At 36.8% G+C, this 16,629-nt stretch carries 18 protein-coding genes; 8 read left to right on the top strand and 10 right to left on the bottom strand.

What is annotated here, in order from left to right:
• Positions 1-16: 16 nt before the first annotated feature.
• Positions 17-316 (bottom strand): hypothetical protein, encoded by a 300-nt coding sequence (locus E2K98_RS22130; protein ID WP_133338020.1) that lies wholly within the window; start codon positions 314-316, stop codon positions 17-19.
• A 189-nt stretch (positions 317-505) separates the two neighbouring features.
• Here E2K98_RS22130 and E2K98_RS22125 point away from each other — a divergent pair, with 189 nt between their 5' ends.
• Complete coding sequence (locus E2K98_RS22125) at positions 506-2,086, top strand: cation:proton antiporter (protein WP_133338018.1); 1,581 nt, start codon at positions 506-508, stop codon at positions 2,084-2,086.
• 26 nt (positions 2,087-2,112) lie between these two features.
• Here the strand turns inward: E2K98_RS22125 and E2K98_RS22120 are convergent, their stop codons facing one another.
• The 4 genes from E2K98_RS22120 to E2K98_RS22105 form a co-directional block, all read right to left on the bottom strand.
• Positions 2,113-2,844 carry an urease accessory protein UreH domain-containing protein gene (locus E2K98_RS22120; protein ID WP_133338016.1) on the bottom strand — a complete coding sequence of 244 codons (732 nt, stop codon included), beginning with the start codon at positions 2,842-2,844 and terminating at the stop codon, positions 2,113-2,115.
• A gap of 422 nt (positions 2,845-3,266) precedes the next feature.
• Positions 3,267-4,007: a pyruvate formate-lyase-activating protein gene (gene pflA / locus E2K98_RS22115; RefSeq protein WP_133338014.1), complete on the bottom strand. Its 741-nt coding sequence runs from the start codon at positions 4,005-4,007 to the stop codon at positions 3,267-3,269.
• Between the two features lie 61 nt (positions 4,008-4,068).
• Positions 4,069-6,294 (bottom strand): formate C-acetyltransferase, encoded by a 2,226-nt coding sequence (gene pflB, locus E2K98_RS22110; protein ID WP_133338012.1) that lies wholly within the window; start codon positions 6,292-6,294, stop codon positions 4,069-4,071.
• Positions 6,295-6,646: 352 nt separating this feature from the next.
• Positions 6,647-7,099: a cupredoxin domain-containing protein gene (locus E2K98_RS22105; protein ID WP_133338010.1), complete on the bottom strand. Its 453-nt coding sequence runs from the start codon at positions 7,097-7,099 to the stop codon at positions 6,647-6,649.
• 225 nt (positions 7,100-7,324) lie between these two features.
• Between E2K98_RS22105 and mprF the strand changes: the two genes are divergently transcribed.
• Entirely contained in the window at positions 7,325-9,853 is a 2,529-nt protein-coding gene (gene mprF, locus E2K98_RS22100) for a bifunctional lysylphosphatidylglycerol flippase/synthetase MprF (protein ID WP_235824904.1), read from the top strand.
• Between the two features lie 24 nt (positions 9,854-9,877).
• On the opposite strand, the gene modB is transcribed toward mprF, so the two are convergent.
• The gene (gene modB, locus E2K98_RS22095; RefSeq protein WP_232489970.1) at positions 9,878-10,546 is read right to left on the bottom strand and encodes a molybdate ABC transporter permease subunit; all 669 of its coding nucleotides are present in this window, start codon (positions 10,544-10,546) and stop codon (positions 9,878-9,880) included.
• 156 nt (positions 10,547-10,702) lie between these two features.
• Positions 10,703-10,966 (bottom strand): hypothetical protein, encoded by a 264-nt coding sequence (locus E2K98_RS22090; protein WP_133338004.1) that lies wholly within the window; start codon positions 10,964-10,966, stop codon positions 10,703-10,705.
• A gap of 96 nt (positions 10,967-11,062) precedes the next feature.
• Between E2K98_RS22090 and E2K98_RS22085 the strand changes: the two genes are divergently transcribed.
• The gene (locus E2K98_RS22085) at positions 11,063-11,551 is read left to right on the top strand and encodes an Hsp20/alpha crystallin family protein (RefSeq protein ID WP_133338002.1); all 489 of its coding nucleotides are present in this window, start codon (positions 11,063-11,065) and stop codon (positions 11,549-11,551) included.
• Between the two features lie 90 nt (positions 11,552-11,641).
• Positions 11,642-12,085 carry a hypothetical protein gene (locus E2K98_RS22080; protein ID WP_133338000.1) on the top strand — a complete coding sequence of 148 codons (444 nt, stop codon included), beginning with the start codon at positions 11,642-11,644 and terminating at the stop codon, positions 12,083-12,085.
• 30 nt (positions 12,086-12,115) lie between these two features.
• Here E2K98_RS22080 and E2K98_RS22075 read toward each other — a convergent pair whose 3' ends face one another.
• Entirely contained in the window at positions 12,116-12,358 is a 243-nt protein-coding gene (locus E2K98_RS22075; protein WP_133337998.1) for a YkuS family protein, read from the bottom strand.
• Positions 12,359-12,442: 84 nt separating this feature from the next.
• On the opposite strand from E2K98_RS22075, the gene E2K98_RS22070 reads away from it, so the two are divergent.
• Positions 12,443-12,589 carry a YuzL family protein gene (locus tag E2K98_RS22070; protein WP_372512723.1) on the top strand — a complete coding sequence of 49 codons (147 nt, stop codon included), beginning with the start codon at positions 12,443-12,445 and terminating at the stop codon, positions 12,587-12,589.
• Positions 12,590-12,644: 55 nt separating this feature from the next.
• Here the strand turns inward: E2K98_RS22070 and E2K98_RS22065 are convergent, their stop codons facing one another.
• The gene (locus tag E2K98_RS22065) at positions 12,645-14,264 is read right to left on the bottom strand and encodes an ABC-F family ATP-binding cassette domain-containing protein (RefSeq protein WP_133337994.1); all 1,620 of its coding nucleotides are present in this window, start codon (positions 14,262-14,264) and stop codon (positions 12,645-12,647) included.
• Between the two features lie 204 nt (positions 14,265-14,468).
• On the opposite strand from E2K98_RS22065, the gene E2K98_RS32115 reads away from it, so the two are divergent.
• Entirely contained in the window at positions 14,469-14,603 is a 135-nt protein-coding gene (locus tag E2K98_RS32115) for a hypothetical protein (protein ID WP_256218458.1), read from the top strand.
• 60 nt (positions 14,604-14,663) lie between these two features.
• On the opposite strand, the gene E2K98_RS22060 is transcribed toward E2K98_RS32115, so the two are convergent.
• Entirely contained in the window at positions 14,664-15,266 is a 603-nt protein-coding gene (locus E2K98_RS22060) for an SCO family protein (RefSeq protein ID WP_133337992.1), read from the bottom strand.
• Positions 15,267-15,395: 129 nt separating this feature from the next.
• Between E2K98_RS22060 and E2K98_RS22055 the strand changes: the two genes are divergently transcribed.
• Together E2K98_RS22055 and E2K98_RS22050 are read left to right on the top strand one after the other, a co-directional pair.
• Positions 15,396-15,785: a CidA/LrgA family protein gene (locus E2K98_RS22055; RefSeq protein WP_133337990.1), complete on the top strand. Its 390-nt coding sequence runs from the start codon at positions 15,396-15,398 to the stop codon at positions 15,783-15,785.
• On the top strand, positions 15,769-16,446 hold the full coding sequence (locus E2K98_RS22050) for an LrgB family protein (protein ID WP_133337988.1): 678 nt from the start codon (positions 15,769-15,771) through the stop codon (positions 16,444-16,446). The genes E2K98_RS22055 and E2K98_RS22050 overlap by 17 nt, the downstream gene beginning before the upstream one ends.
• The last annotated feature ends 183 nt before the right edge of the window (positions 16,447-16,629 follow it).

The raw sequence follows: 16,629 nt of genomic DNA, 5'->3' as shown, positions 1-16,629 counted from the left end.
CTCCTAAAAAGTGTGGTTAGATTGTATATAAGTAAAGAGAGGAAACAGGATCTTCAGGATCATCCTGTGAACATTTTTTTCTACGAATATATTTGACAATTCTAATTAAAATAAAATTCCCATTTAAACGGCTTTTTTCTTTATAAAAATAAATAGGGTGAATAATTTTTGTGTCCGAAGGATTAGACAAGGAATCCATAAAGGAATATTTTACACTCCAAGCCAGCAGAAATTTCAATGAAATCCCTAAATAGAGGCTGACATAGAGGGCTGTAAGTGTATTGATATCGGAATGATCGATTAGAATTTGGAACAAAAATTTTCACCTCGCTTTTAAGCCAATGATAAGAGTATAAAGGAGTTTTAGCAAATAATCAAATACTGAATTGTGGAAGGAATAATAGATTGTGAGAAACACCTTCACTCAACTGTTTTCGGTTTATTTTTATTAAAAATGAGAAAAGTAAAGTTGTTGGTATCCATTTGCACAAAAGGAGTTTTATTTTTGAAGGAATTAGATGTGCATTCTATTTTTGTCATTGGCTTCGTACTCATTTTGCTTGCTGCCTTCGTTACAGCCATTGCCAAGAAATTAAAACAACCCTATCCAATTGCATTAGTTTTGGTCGGTGCATTGATTGGCCTTACCGATTTTTCTGCTTTAGTTTCATTAAAAAACTTTATTACACAGGGGGAAGTTTTTCATTTTGTCATCGTAACCCTGTTTTTGCCGGCACTTTTAGGGGAAGCTTCGCTAAAACTTCCTTTTCCTCAGTTAAAAAATAATAAGCTTCCAATTCTGGCTCTTGCCTTTGGGGCAACGTTAATATCTTATTTGGTTGTTGGGTTTTCATCCTACTTTCAACTGAATTTGTCGATACAAGCTGCTTTTGTTTTTGCCGCATTAATGAGTGCTACTGACCCAGTAAGCGTTTTATCGATTTTTAAAAGTGTCGGGGTCAATAAAAAATTAGCCATCATTGTGGAAGGGGAAAGCTTATTTAATGATGGTATGGCAGTTGTTCTTTATCAAATTTCAGCGTTTTATTTATTAACTTACCTGGATATGGGCTGGGAAGGTTTAGGAATGGGAATCTGGATATTTGTGAAGGTCATTGTTCTTGGGCTCATTGTGGGAGGAGCGCTGGGATACGGATTCTCCATTTTAACAAAGTTTTATGATGATTATCCGCTTGAAATCATCTTTAGTATCATTTTATTTTACGGTTCCTATTTATTAGCTGAAAGTGTGCATGGTTCAGGTGTGATTGCCGTTGTAGTAGCAGCTATTATTTTAGGTAATTTTGGCGCCAGGATTGGCATGTCTCCGACAACAAGATTAAATATAGGAAACTTTTGGGATGTTGCCGCCTTATTAGCCAATTCAGTCGTGTTTTTAATGGTAGGTCTCGAAATTACAAAAATCGGTTTAAGCAATAAATGGGGGACAATTATTGGTGCGATTCTGATTGTTTTAATCGCAAGAAGTGTTGCGGTCTATTTAAGTCTTATCTTTAATAAAGATTTCCCATGGGCTTGGAAGCATATAATTAATTGGGGAGGACTAAAGGGCTCTCTTTCCATTGCCCTTGTTTTAAGTCTTCCCTACAGTTTCAATGGTAGAGATGAATTGCTCGTGTTAACGTTTTTCGTTGTCCTTTTCTCCTTAGTGGTTCAGGGACTGACGGTCAAACCATTGATTACAGTCTTAGGCGTTACGCCTAAAGAGCGGGGGTCATTGGAGTATGAACATTTGATTGCAAAAATTCATCGCTTTGATTCAGCTATTGAAGAAATAACCAGGGTAAAAAGGAAGTTATTCATAACCGAACCGGTTTCAGCTGAAATGGTGACCGAATATCAAGAAAAAAAATCCCGTGTTGAAACGGAGCTTCAAGAATTATATAAAATTCATTCTGAATTAAAGGAAAAACAGAGGGATTTATTATCGAGACAGGCATTATATGCTGAACATGAGGCCATAAGCCATCTTCATAAAGATGAAGTCATTTCAAATGATATTGCAAACTTGGAGGAGGTCGAAGTAATGGACCTTTTAGTAAAGTTAGATGAAAAAAATCATTAAAAAATGCGGACAGATTCCGCATTTTTTTAAATCCAATATGTAATGGTATCCAATATCCCGAGAAGGAGTAGAAAGGCTCCGGCCGTTTTCTGTACCAGTAAACCAAATTGTCGGCTTTTTTTCATAATTGCCCCATCCATTCCAAGAAATGAAATCATAAACATAAAGATAAGGAGTGGAAGGGATGTACCGATAGCGAAAATACTTGGGAGAACTGCACCGTAACTAGAACTTAGCACAATTGGCATCAGGGTCAGGAAAAACAAAACGAACATGGTTGGGCAAAAAGCAATAGAAAAAGTGACTCCCATTATGAAAGATCCGAAAATCCCTCCGCTCTTTTGATTGGGGATATATGAAAAGAGCCGGTTAATCCAGTTTAATTGGATCATTCCAATTAAAAATAAACCTAAGAGGATAATAAAGGGTCCAATTAATTTACGGAAAATGGCAAAGAAGCTGGTAATCGCTGTTTGGAATTCTTGACCAATCAGCCAAACGGCAAGTCCTAAAGTAGAAAATACTACAATTTTACCAAATATAAAAAAGAGTGCCTCCACCCATGTTTTCTTTGTTTGCAGGCTTTTATTTCCGTAAAAAGTAATGGCGCTAATATTGCTGGTAAGCTGACAAGGAGCAAGGGCACCAATTAACCCCAGTAAAAAAGCAGCAAGCACCGGAATTTGTTTTGTTTCATAAAATAAAACTTGAAACGGACTGCTTAAAACTCTGCTGATGGAACTAAAAATGTCATACATAATTACTCACCCCTTTAAAGACTGTTTGTACTATACTATTAATTTATCAAAAATAAATGCAGATAGAAGGGAGTTCACAATATAGTAAGAAAAAACACCGAATCCGTTTTGATGAAGGACAGAATCAGGGGAGAACCAAAAAAAGTGTCCTTACAGAGGGTTGGAAGGACAGAATCAACGAAAACTCAAGAAAGGTGTCCTTCCAGAGGTGTTGGAAAGACAATATCAGCGGAAACCCAAAAAAGGTGTCCTTCCAGATGTGTTGGATGGACAGAATCAGCGGAAACCAAAAAAAGTGTCCTACCAGATGTGGTGGAAGGACAGAATCAGGGGAAACTCAAGAAAGGTGACCTACCAGAGGTCGCAGAAGGACAAAACCAGCGGGAATCCACACAAAGTGTTCTTCCAAAATAGGCTACATTTTATTTTTCTTCCCAATGTGCCGTAAGCATTTCATAGGCAATTTTTATTTTTTCCTCGCTAGGAGGTTCAACCCTTTTAAGTGGATACTCATGCCCCAATGCCTCCCATTTATATACCCCAAGCTTATGATAAGGAAGAATCTCGACTTTTTTAACATTTTCAAGGGTACCGATGAATTCTCCTAGCTGCTCAAGGTCCTCTGGGTCATCTGTAACTGTGGGAACGAGGACATGCCGTACCCAAATTGGTATCTTACGTTCAGATAAAAACTTTGCAAATTCAAGAATATGGTCATTCGCCATCCCAGTTAATTGAATATGTTTCTTTCGATTAATATGTTTTAAATCAAGTAAAATTAGGTCCGTAAATTGTAATAACTCCTCGAGTTGCACTATAAAATGGGTAGAATGTGAGAAGCAACCCCCAGATGAGTCTATTGTGGTATGGATTCCCATCCGCCGACATTCCTTAAATAATTCTGTAAGAAAAGGAATTTGCAGCAATGGTTCCCCACCGCTAACGGTAATCCCACCGCCAGATGCTTGAATGAAAGGGAGGTAACTCATGAGGTCATCCATCACCTCAGAAACTGTAATTTGTTTTCCAGTGCCAATTTCCCATGTATCGGCATTATGACAAAACTGGCAGCGCAGCAGACAGCCTTGAGTAAAGATTACATAACGAATTCCTGGGCCATCTACTGTCCCTAAAGTTTCGATTGAATGGATATTTCCGTTCATGGTTATTTTCCCCTTTCATTTTAAGGAAGGAGCCCCACCTAAGGGGAGCTCCAATGTTTAATTAAAGTGACTCATGGAAAGTACGGTTAATGACGTCGAGCTGCTGCTCTTTTGTTAATTTAATAAAGTTAACCGCATATCCGGAGACTCGAATAGTTAGCTGTGGATATTGTTCCGGATGTTCCATCGCATCAATGAGTGTTTCCCGATTAAATACGTTAACATTTAAATGATGTCCGGATTTGATTATATAACCATCCAGGATGGATACAAGGTTGCGAACTCTTACATCTTCCTCTTTTCCTAATGCCTTTGGAACAATGGAAAAGGTGTTTGAAATTCCATCCATTGCATAGCTGTAAGGCAGTTTTGCGACAGAAGAAAGGGAAGCTAGGGTTCCTTTTGTATCACGTCCATGCATTGGGTTTGCGCCTGGTGCAAATGGTTCACCTGTCCGGCGTCCATCCGGTGTATTCCCTGTTTTCTTACCATAAACAACGTTTGAGGTAATCGTTAAAATCGACAAGGTATGAACAGATTCACGGTAAGTGTGGTGCTTTCGAAGCTTTTTCATAAAGCTTTCAACAATTTTTATCGCAATGCTGTCAACCCGATCATCGTTGTTCCCGTATTTTGGGAAGTCTCCATTAGTTTCAAAATCTATGGCAATACCATTTTCATCGCGGATTACTTTTACCTCGCCGTATTTAATGGCACTTAGAGAGTCTGCTACGACACTTAAACCGGCAATGCCAGTTGCCATTGTCCGAAGAATCTTTGTATCATGCAGGGCCATTTCAATTCTTTCATAGCTGTATTTATCATGCATGTAATGAATGATATTTAAGGTATTAATGTATAAACCTGCCAGCCATTCCATCATTTGATCAAACTTTTGCATGACTTCCTCATAATCTAATACATCCGCTTTAATTGGCTGATACTGAGGGCCAACCTGAATTTTTAATTTTTCATCAATACCCCCATTTATAGCATAGAGAAGGGCCTTGGCAAGGTTAGCGCGTGCCCCGAAAAACTGCATTTGCTTGCCAATTTCCATTGCAGATACACAGCAGGCAATACCATAGTCATCGCCATATTCTGGACGCATGATATCGTCGTTTTCATATTGAATGGAGCTCGTTTTAATTGACATCTTCGCACAATAGTTTTTAAAGTTTTCCGGAAGCTGGGCGGACCATAAAACAGTTAAATTCGGTTCCGGTGCAGGGCCTAAATTATCTAATGTATTTAGGAATCGGAAGGAGCTTTTTGTGACCAAAGGACGCCCATCCAATGCCATGCCACCAATTGATTCCGTTACCCATGTAGGGTCGCCGCTGAATAATTCATTATAATCTGGTGTGCGAGAAAATTTTACTAGGCGCAGCTTCATAATAAAATGGTCTACTAGTTCCTGTGCCTCTGTTTCTGTTAAAATTCCATTCTCTAAATCTCTTTCAATATAAATATCGAGGAAGGTTGAGACACGGCCAAGACTCATTGCAGCACCGTTCTGCTCTTTAATAGCGGCTAAATAGCCGAAATACAGCCATTGAAACGCCTCGGCCGTATTTTTAGCAGGTTGGCTTATGTCAAATCCGTAGCTTGCTGCCAATTCTTTTAATTCCTTTAAGGCACGATATTGCTCTGATAATTCTTCACGTAAACGAATATTCTCTTCTATCATCACAGCGCTTGTGTTGTTATAATCCTTTTGTTTTTCTTTGATCAAGAAATCGACACCATATAAAGCGACACGGCGATAATCCCCAATAATACGCCCGCGTCCGTATGCGTCTGGAAGTCCGGTAATAATTCCTGCTTTTCGTGCATGCAGCATTTCAGGTGTATAAGCATCAAAAACACCTTGATTATGGGTTTTACGATAATCAGTAAAAATTCTTTCAATTTCGGGATTTAATTGATAACCGTATGATTCGCAGGCTTGTTTTGCCATCCGAATCCCGCCAAATGGCTGTAAGGAACGATTGAATGGTTTATCCGTTTGAACCCCAACTACTTTTTCGAGTTCTTCATCAAGATAGCCAGGACCATGAGAGGTAATGGTTGAAACTGTTTCGGTATCCATTTCCAAGACGCCGCCGTTTTCACGTTCTTGTTTGGTAAGAGCCATAACTTGTGCCCAAAGTTTATTGGTTGCTTCAGTAGCACCGGTTATAAATGAATCATCTCCCTCGTATGGAGCGAAATTTTTTAAAATAAAATCGCGAACATTTACTTCTCTCGTCCAAATACCTTTGTTAAAACCTTGCCATTGTTCCATGATTTTTCACCTCTAATTTTTTAAGAAACATATAACAGATTTGATATTTATATCTTACATTCAGTATAACGGTTAATTTGTGAAAAACATCACAAATAAAAGGTGTAATTGTTAAGATATTGTGAATAAAGGTTTTGTAAGAGGAATTCACTGTTTTTGTTTTTCAAGGTAAAACTTACTGTATTAGAATAATCACAAGGGAATTTTGGGGCTGTTATATAGAAGGATATTCATAATAATAGGCTGTGTTAAACTTGGTTGTTGATTTCCGCTCCAATCAACGCTGTTTAAAAATAAATATTGTTCTTTTACAAAGCATAATAATAAAAGCAGGAGAATAATCTCCTGCTTTTTAATCCACAACAATATCTGCAATCATTGGTCCATTATGTGCCTTATCTGAATGGACTTCACAAACTAATCGGTAGGTGCCTTCTTTATCAAATTGAAGTGGAACCACTGTCTCTTCTCCTTTTTTTACAGTACCTTTAATACTGGTGCCCTCAATAAAAAAAGGATGTTCTTCCCCGTTTATTCCATTTATATATAACTCGGCCTTTTCACCCTTTTCCAAAACAATTGTACCAGGATCCCAGCGGTATGCCTCTAATTCCTTACCATCCTTTGTTTGTGTTTTATATTCCACCGTTACCATATGAATCTCACGAATTTTTTCATTTGATTGCTGGTTAAACACAGCTGTATCTCCAGCCCTTAATATAAACCAAGCAGAGACTGTTACGAGTACAAACCCAACAGCTAAGAAGAATAACAATGTTTCTTTCTTAAACACGAAAAATCTCATTTCTAAACCCCCCCACAGATTTGTCCTAATTCATGTTTATGGGATAGAGCTAGAAAACTTGTCTCTTTTTTCAAACTTTTACCGCAAGAAATTCTAAACGGTTGGGGTTTCAATAAACTGTCTAGAATAGAAGTATGCAAGGTCAATCAAAAATAAATTGATTTCTTTTTCCTATGGAAAAGTTTATATTAAAATTAGTAGAGAAAAAAATAGGTGGTTATCTTGTTGGGGATCAAAAAAGAAAAATTATTAAAATCAGCAAAATTTATCTTTCCACTTTTTTTATTGATTTTTGCCATTGTTGAAATAAAGAAATTTACAGGAAATGTGAACGGACAATTACTAGAGGATGAACTGCATAAATTACATATCAGCATGCTAATTCTAATCCTGGCGATAACGTTTGCGGCCGTGCTTCCAATGCTGCTTTACGATGTACTGTTAGTTCGAATTCTTGGACTAAAGGTCCCTAAAAAAGAGCTTTTTGAGCAATCCTTCATCGCTAATTCTTTTTCCAATTTAATCGGATTTGGCGGTATTATCGGTGCGATGCTAAGAACCTATTTTTTTCATAGTCTTGAACAGGATAAGCGAAAGCTGTTAGGGGGAATCGCAACTGTTTCCCTTTTTTATTTAACGGGAATTTCAGCCCTATCGTGGTTTGTTACCCTATTCTATCATCACTTTCCATTGTTCAAGGATGTGAAATGGCTGTTTTTTGCAGTTCTTGGTGTCGGATTATACTTACCGGTATTTCTATTTATACATATTATAAAAAACAAAAAGGATAGTCCTTCCTTAATTACCATTAACTCGGCAATAAAACTAATTATTGTTTCCGTGGTCGAATGGTTTGCCGTTTTTATGGCCATCTGGATATTAAGCCATCTTTTTGGGATTTCGATTTCTTTTGAGCAGCTTTTTCCTGTATACATCATTGCTGCCTGTGCAGGGATTATTAGTATGATTCCCGGAGGCCTGGGCTCATTTGATTTAGTATTTATTTGGGGAATGCAGGATTTACATATACCGCAGGAAAAAGTGATTGTTCTTCTTTTATTTTATCGGTTTGGGTATTATATTTTACCGTTTTTGGTGAGTATCGTTCTGTTTGTCAAAATGTATTGGGAAAAATGGAACAGAACCTGGAGTAATTTACCAAAAATTATTGTGCAAGGGTTCAGCCATATTGTATTAACCTTGATGGTATTTTTATCAGGATTGATTCTGCTTTTATCAGCAAGTGTACCGGGCATCATGTCGCGTCTCAGGGTTGCACAGGAGATTCTGTCATTTCCGATTATAAATGTATCCCATCAGCTCTCGGTTGCCGCGGGTTTCCTTTTATTGGGGTTATCAAGGGGCATTGAGTATAGCGTAAAGAGAACATATGAATTAACTATGTTTGTCCTAATTCTTGCTGCGTTATTCTCTATTTTTAAAGGAATTGATTATGAGGAAGCGATTTTTTTAATTATTGTAGCCCTTCTTTTAAGAATGGCGAAGGGGCAATTTTACCGTGAAAGTTATGTTCTTACATGGGGGAAAACCTTATTTGATGTCACTCTGATCTTAATTATTACATCCATGTACATTTTAATTGGTTATTTAAATTTACCTTCAGCCAAATTAGAGATGCCTAGAAGATTTCTACCATTTGTAATTGTAGATTACCATGACTTATTCAATAGTGCCTTGATCGGGTTGATTATTGCCTTTTTTATCCTTGTATTTGGTTATTTAAGCAGTAAGCCGAAAAATTGGAAATTTGAGAAATCAAAAGGTCAAGAACAAGAAATCAAGTCTCACTTAACGGAATATAAGGCAAAGGTATTGTCCCATTTAATTTTTCTACATGATAAGTATATTTTTTGGAACAGTAAAAGGAATGTCCTGATAACCTTTCAGCAATATGCAGATAAGCTTGTGATTCTAGGAGATCCTATTGGGGAAAAAAGAGAGCTATCAAATGCAATCGAGGAATTTCAGGAAATTTCAGATCTGCATGGTTTCACCCCAGTTTTTTATCAGGTCAGTGATGAAATTTTGCCATTGCTCTATGGCAGTGGGTATGCCTTTTTTAAATTAGGTGAGGAGGCATACGTCAATCTTAAAACCTTTTCACTTTCAGAAAATAATATGAAGGATTTACGAATCTTACGAAACAAATTTATCCGGGAAGACTATCAGTTTGAAATGGTAAAACCTCCTTATTCGGAAGAGTTATTAAACGAATTAAATGGAATTTCAAACGACTGGCTCCAGGGTAGAGCCGAAAAGGGATTTTCTGTTGGGTTTTTTGACCGAGAGTATTTAAATAAAGGACCAATCGCCCTTGTGAAAAATCAAAGTAATCAAATTCTTGGTTTTATTACGATTATGCAGGTATACGATAACCAAAAAACGGTTTCCATAGATTTGATGAGGTTGAAACCGAATTTACAGGCGGGATTGATTGATTTTCTTATCCTTTCTTTAATTGATTGGGCGAAAGAACAGGGATATGATCGTTTTAATATGGGGATGGCCCCACTCGCAAATGTCGGTATGTCAAGATTCGCATCTCTAAGCGAAAAAGTTGCGGCCCAAATTTTCTTTCATGGGCACTTTATCTATGACTTCCAAGGGCTTCGAGGATTTAAAGAGAAATATACAAATATTTGGGAGCCAAAATACCTTGCCTATCGAAGAAAATCTTCACTGGCTTTTACAATGGCACAAATAACGTTATTGATTTCTAAAAAAAGAAGATAAAAAGCCATGGACAGCGAAAACTGTTCATGGCTTTTGCTTTACGGAGTAATTGGTTACGAAAAGCATTAAAAAAGAGATCACAACCATGGACAAAACTAACATCCACGCAAGTGACATATTCCCTGAATCCATTGCGACATAAATTGCAGTAGGGGCTGTTTGCGTTTTACCTGGTATATTTCCGGCAAACATTAGGGTTGCTCCAAATTCACCTAATGCTCTGGCAAAGCTTAAAATTAAACCTGTGACCATGGATTTAGCCGATAAGGGGAGCGTGACAAATAAAAAAACTTTCATTTCATTTGCTCCGTCTACTCTTGCTGCTTCTTCAATATCTTTATCTACCGATTGAAAACCTAATTTGACCGTTTGAAACATAAGTGGAAATGCAACAATCGTAGATGCGATTATAGCTGCCCATGTAGTGAACATGATTGATTGATGGAAAATTTCTTCAATCAAGGCACCAACTGGACTATTTCTTCCGAAAAAGAAGATCAGTAAAAAGCCAATTACAGTTGGCGGGAGGACAATAGGAAGCATTAGAATGGTTTCAATAAAAGCTTTCCCTTTAAATGCCCGCAATGAGAATAATCTTGCGAAAATAATCCCGAATAAAAAAACAATCACGACGGAAATCGATGCTATTTTTAACGATAAGGTAATCGGGGACCAAAATTCATTTGGAAACAAAATCATCAATCCAATACATTAAAGCCTTAATTTTTCGAATACAGTTCTCGTTGTCCTTCTTTTTAAATACTCATAGAAGAGGAGCAGATGTACTGTAATCATTATATCTAATTGGAGAGAATCCTCAAAGAAAAATACCACAATTTCATTTTTCGTTTATTCCTCCCTGCACGGAAACGGATTGCCTATTGTTTCAAAAGAACTTGGTGAGTCAATTTGATCACGATCATCTACGAAACTTCTATTCCCAAAAAAGTCGCTTTTATCACCAAAGTTTTGCCCATATCCTTGATTTTTTTTGTCTGAATTATGCCATTCAGCCAAAAGATTTTGACCAATATTTACAGCAGATGCATTTTCAAAGGAATTAATTTTAATCATAAATATATTTATATTAATATACGGAACCGGAGCCGGCATGTTATCTCCTCCTTATGCTTGTGGTTAAATATATGCATTGTTCTTGAGGTTTATCCCGAATGAACGGGGCAAGAGATGAAGGAGATGTGTAAATAGATGGATATGGATAAATTAAAACAATGGCTGGAGGTCGCACAAAATATGCAAGGTGGCGATTTCTGGAAAAATATATTTGAACAGGATTTTGCAAAACAATTTATGAATGATCCTTCCTTTAAATCCCCTATTTACGGAAATGGTGAAAAAAATATGCGAGAGGATAAAAACTCGCGTACCTTTCCATCCATTGATATTTTGGAAGGGGAGGAGGAGGTAATGGTTTTAATCGAGCTCCCAGGAGTAAGGAAAGAAAATATTGAATTAGGCCTTAACGGAGATATTTTAACAATTAAAGGGACCGCACTGCCCATTCATCCTAATTTGAAAATAGCTTATTCTGAAAGGTTCTATGGTGAGTTTCAGAGACAGATTAAAATTCCGGATCAAATTAGCCCCAGCGAAATAAATGCAAAGTTTTGGAACGGAATTTTATTTGTCAGCTATCAACGGAAAATGGAAAAAGGAGAAATAATCCCGATTGACTAGAATACAGTCTCCTTTTCTTTATTTGGACATGTTTCTCTTTATCTCCCATATATATATAAGTAAGGATAAAATAAGGGAGCGTCCGCGCACATGTCACTAAAAGATTTATTCTTCATTTTCAATAAAAATGATGATGAAAAGGACTTAAAAAGAAGATTGACTTCCCTAGAATTAGATATAAAAGAATTGAAAAAATCTTTATTGGCAATCCAGGAGCAAGAAAAAGTCACGCAAGAGAAAATCATACATCATAAGGAACCACCTATTATTATTGAAAAAATTAACATTGAAAAAATCATTTTAGATAAATATGAGCTTAATAATAATTTTGGCCAGTTAGGAATTAAAGAATTGAAGGGGAAATTGAATATTGGTGCAACATATGGAAGTGAATATACCCCAAATCTAAATGAGGATGAAGAAAAAGTAGAAGAAGAGCCTGCCCGTAAGGAGAAAATATATAATCAAACAAATGGTTTTGGTCCGAAAGTCAACATTAACGCCAAAAAAGAAGAAGATATGAAAAAAGACTAAAGTTTTCAACCTTTAGTCTTCCTGAGAAAATCATTGCAGTCTGCTTTCCACCTGTTGGCATACTTCGTCAGCGGACATTCCATTGGCATCAATGACCGATCCCTTTGTATAGGTATCCTGCATTCCCATAACGTTAGAGTCCATTCCAGTAACCACACAGCAATCACAATTCTGCGCGTCTGATTCCTGCTTCAGTTCAACAACATCATAACCTTTTTCCCTTAGTGCCTGTTGAATATTTGTAAGAGATTGTTCTACTCCAATCTTTGCCATACAAAACACCTCCTCCTGTAGATTATCTTGCCTAAGTTTTCCTGAATTATTCCGTATAAGTACCGATATTTTTCCAAAACTATAATGGGAGGTGTTGATATGGGAAAGCGTAAAAAAGATGCTTCGACAATAGGGCTGAATTCTTCTCAGGTAGAAGGACAGGGGACGACAAATACCGAAACAGGAACGAGGTCTGAGCCATCGTCTCGTCGCAGGAAAAAAAGCCCCTAAGCACGACTCAAGCTTCACTGAAAAAAGCGGGCACAAAAATGTGCCCGCTTTTTTCTTATTGATACATTTCCGCTACTTGTTTTTGAATATCAGCATTTTCAAGATACTCATCATAGGTCATTTGTTTATCAACTAATCCTTTTGGTGTCAGTTCAAAAATTCGATTGGCAATCGTTTGAATGAACTGATGGTCATGGGAAGAAAACAAGAGAGATCCCTTAAAGTTAATTAATCCATTATTTAATGCTGTAATGGATTCCAAATCAAGGTGGTTGGTTGGTTCATCCAGCAGCAATACGTTTGCGCCATTTAACATCATTTTTGAAAGCATACAACGAACTTTTTCGCCACCTGAAAGCACACTAGCCTTTTTCAATACTTCCTCACCGGAAAATAGCATTCTTCCTAAGAAGCCTCGTAAAAAGCTTTCGCTTTCATCTTTAGGTGAAAACTGGCGGAGCCATTCCACAAGATTTAATTCACTGTTCTCAAAGAACTCGGAGTTATCTTTTGGAAAATAAGCCTGACTTGTTGTAATTCCCCATTTAAATGAACCGCTGTCAGGTTCCATTTCACCCATTAAAATCTTAAACAAAGTGGTCTTTGCAAGCTCGTTTGTTCCAACAAGTGCAATTTTGTCTCCTTTATTCATAAAGAAGCTAATATTATCAAGAACCTTCACACCATCAATGGTTTTTGTCAAACCTTCTACCCTTAATAGATCATTTCCGATTTCACGTTCCGGTGTAAAACCGACAAATGGGTAACGGCGTGACGATGGTTTGATATCATCTAAGGTAATTTTGTCTAATAGTTTTTTACGGGAGGTAGCCTGCTTGGATTTGGAAGCATTTGCGCTAAAGCGGGCAATGAAGCTTTGCAGCTCCTTAATTTTTTCCTCCTTCTTCTTGTTGGCATCAGAAGCCATCCTTGATGCTAATTGGCTGGATTCATACCAGAAATCATAGTTCCCGACATAGATTTGGATCTTACTGAAATCTAGGTCAGCGATATGGGTACAAACCTTGTTGAGAAAATGACGGTCATGGGAAACGACAATAACGGTATTCTCAAAGTTAATTAAGAAATCTTCAAGCCATTGAATCGCTTTTATATCTAAGTGGTTGGTAGGCTCGTCCAAAAGAAGGACATCAGGGCGTCCGAACAATGCTTGAGCAAGAAGGACTTTTACCTTCTCAGATCCTGTCAATTCAGCCATTGTTTTATAATGCAGGTCTTCTTCAATCCCAAGACCTTTTAGGAGAATAGCGGCTTCCGGTTCAGCTTCCCAGCCGTTTAACTCTGCAAATTCACCTTCAAGCTCTGCAGCCTTCATTCCATCCTCATCAGTGAAATTTTCTTTCATGTAGATGGCATCCTTTTCCTGCATCACTTGGTACAATCTTGCATGTCCCATGATAACAGTTTTTAAAACTTCATATTCTTCATACTCAAAGTGGTTTTGTTTTAATACTGCCATCCGCTCATTTGGTCCAAGTGAAACGTTTCCGGTTTGTGCTTCAATTTCACCAGAAAGTATTTTTAAAAATGTAGATTTTCCGGCGCCATTTGCCCCAATCAAACCATAACAATTTCCGGGTGTAAATTTAATATTAACATCTTCAAACAGTTTGCGGTCTCCATATCTTAAGCTTACATTGCTAACGGTAATCATAGTTAAAATCCTCCAAAACAAAATATCTATTTATTATACCATTAATAACTCATAGAACGAAACTATTAGTAATGGCAGTCCAAATAATTCGTGTGAACGGTTTATTCTAACATGAAAATATTTCTAAATTTTTTTTCGGGTTTTAACACTTTATTCATATTTTTGTTGTAGAATGTACGTATGATGTTAAAGAAGGTGAGAAGCATGGCAAAAAAGCAGCTTACAGAATTCGTTAATAAATTAAAAAAAGCTGGTATTAAAGTAAGTCTTACAAAACCAAAGTCCAATTACCTTTTATCCTTGCAGCAAATTAAAAGATATCCTTCATCGGTGAATTAAATAGGTTAAAAAAAGCGGTTAATCCAATGGACTAACCGCTTTTTTTAGTGAATGGTAAAACTAATTAATTTTATTCATGATTTTTTCATACACTTCTTTTTTGTCGAATTTTTCTCCCATTGGGAATTTGGCAATAAACTTATTATTTTGGTCTACTAAATAAGTATTCGTCGTATGGATAAATTGTCCGTTACCTGGATCCTTGTATTGAAATTGTAGAGAGGTGGCGATTTCTCTAATACTCTTCTGATCTCTCTTAATGTTCTGTCTATCCCCTGTTAAAAACAGCCAACTTTGATTACTGCTAATGCCGAATCCTTTCATGTATCCTTTTAATACCTTGGGAGTATCGCGGTAAGGATCGATGGTGATCGTAAGAAATTCGATATTCTTGCCAAAAACACCGCTTTTCTCCAATTCTTGTTTTAAAACATTCATTTTTTGCGTTGTTGTCGGACAAATATCAGGACAATGAGTATAAATAAATTCTACAAGCTTTAGCTTTGAATCATCCGCTCCAAATTTGTATGATTCTCCATTTTGGTTAATTAAGGTAATATTTGACGGTATTTTTGTGTTTGCATCCCGAATCAGAAAAAAAGCAATTCCAGCTGCTATACCAACGAATACAGCAAGAGTACATATTAGGTAGATCTTTTTCATTTTGTAATCCCTCCTATCAATAAGATAAAGAAGTTTTAAAAAAAATCATATGGATAATTTGTGAACAAAAGATAGTTGTTCATAAGTTTATACCTTATACTAAATAAAAACGGAGTGGGGGTTCGGTGGATGAAAAAGGGTTGGAAAATATTCTGCCAATTGTTGATCTTAGTTTTAATCTATCAAATCGGAAATTGGACCGTCCATTTTACACATTTAAAAATCCCTGGGAATGTAATGGGTTTGATGATTCTTTTAGTTCTACTCTGGCTTAAAATCATAAAAATTGACCAAATTGAACTTGTTGCCAGCTGGCTTTTGAAGCATTTAGGATTCTTTTTCATTCCAATTTCAGTTGGTTTAATGACTCTGGGTCCAACTTTACTTAATAAAGGGCTGCTTTTTCTGTTTATTCTTGTTATTAGTGCATTCATTGGATTGGTAACGGCTGGAAAAACAACTCAGGCTGTCATAAAGAAAAAAGAAAAGGTAGTAGATTATCATGATCACGTTATTTAGTATCCTTTTAACGCTGTTAATCTATAGACTGACAATTTTTTTAGCGGTAAAATATCCCACACCATTAACCAGCCCTGTGTTTTTAAGTACAATTTTGATTATTGCCATTTTACTGGGACTGCATATATCTTATGATGATTATACTCCCGCAAAGAATATCATGACCTTTTTGCTTGGCCCCGCTACAGTGGCTCTTGCGGTACCGATATATAAAAATTGGCATCTTTTATCTAAATATTTTGGTGCTGCATTGATTGGGTTGATTGCAGGGACTGTTATAACAATTGGCTCTGCCTTGTTTATGGCGAAAGCCTTTCTCTTTTCTAGAACCACTCTTCTTGCATTAAGTATCAAATCTGTAACTGTACCGGTGGCAACAGAGATTGGTAAAATATTAAAAGTGAACCTGCCGTTAATTGTTGCCTTTGTGATTATTACCGGAATAATTGGTGCGATGTTTGGTCCAAAATTATTAAACTTGTTTAAAATTGATCATCCGTTTGCCCGCGGCCTTTCACTTGGCACGATTGCTCACGGAATTGGAACTGCTGAAGCGGTCAAGGAGGGGGAAATCCAAGGGGCAGTAGCTGGAGCAGCGATGGGAATTGCTGCAATTTTGACTTCCTGTATCTTGCCATATCTTATTCCTGTTTTACTTTAATAATTTCTAATCTGATTTTCTCTTCTATTATTGACAATTGGTTCCAAATTGAATATTCTATATTTGATAAATTGTAAAAAGTAAGGAGTATGTTTTTATGTTAGGTGTCGTTCTTAACTAATCCATGAATTGGATACAATCATTCCGTTAGCCTCATTCATTTTTTAAAAGGGTGAAAGAGGG

It is taken from the genome of Bacillus salipaludis (genome assembly GCF_004358205.1).
The sequence above is the reverse complement of the archived record's forward strand: the minus strand, read 5'-3'. Positions and strand labels throughout refer to the sequence as shown.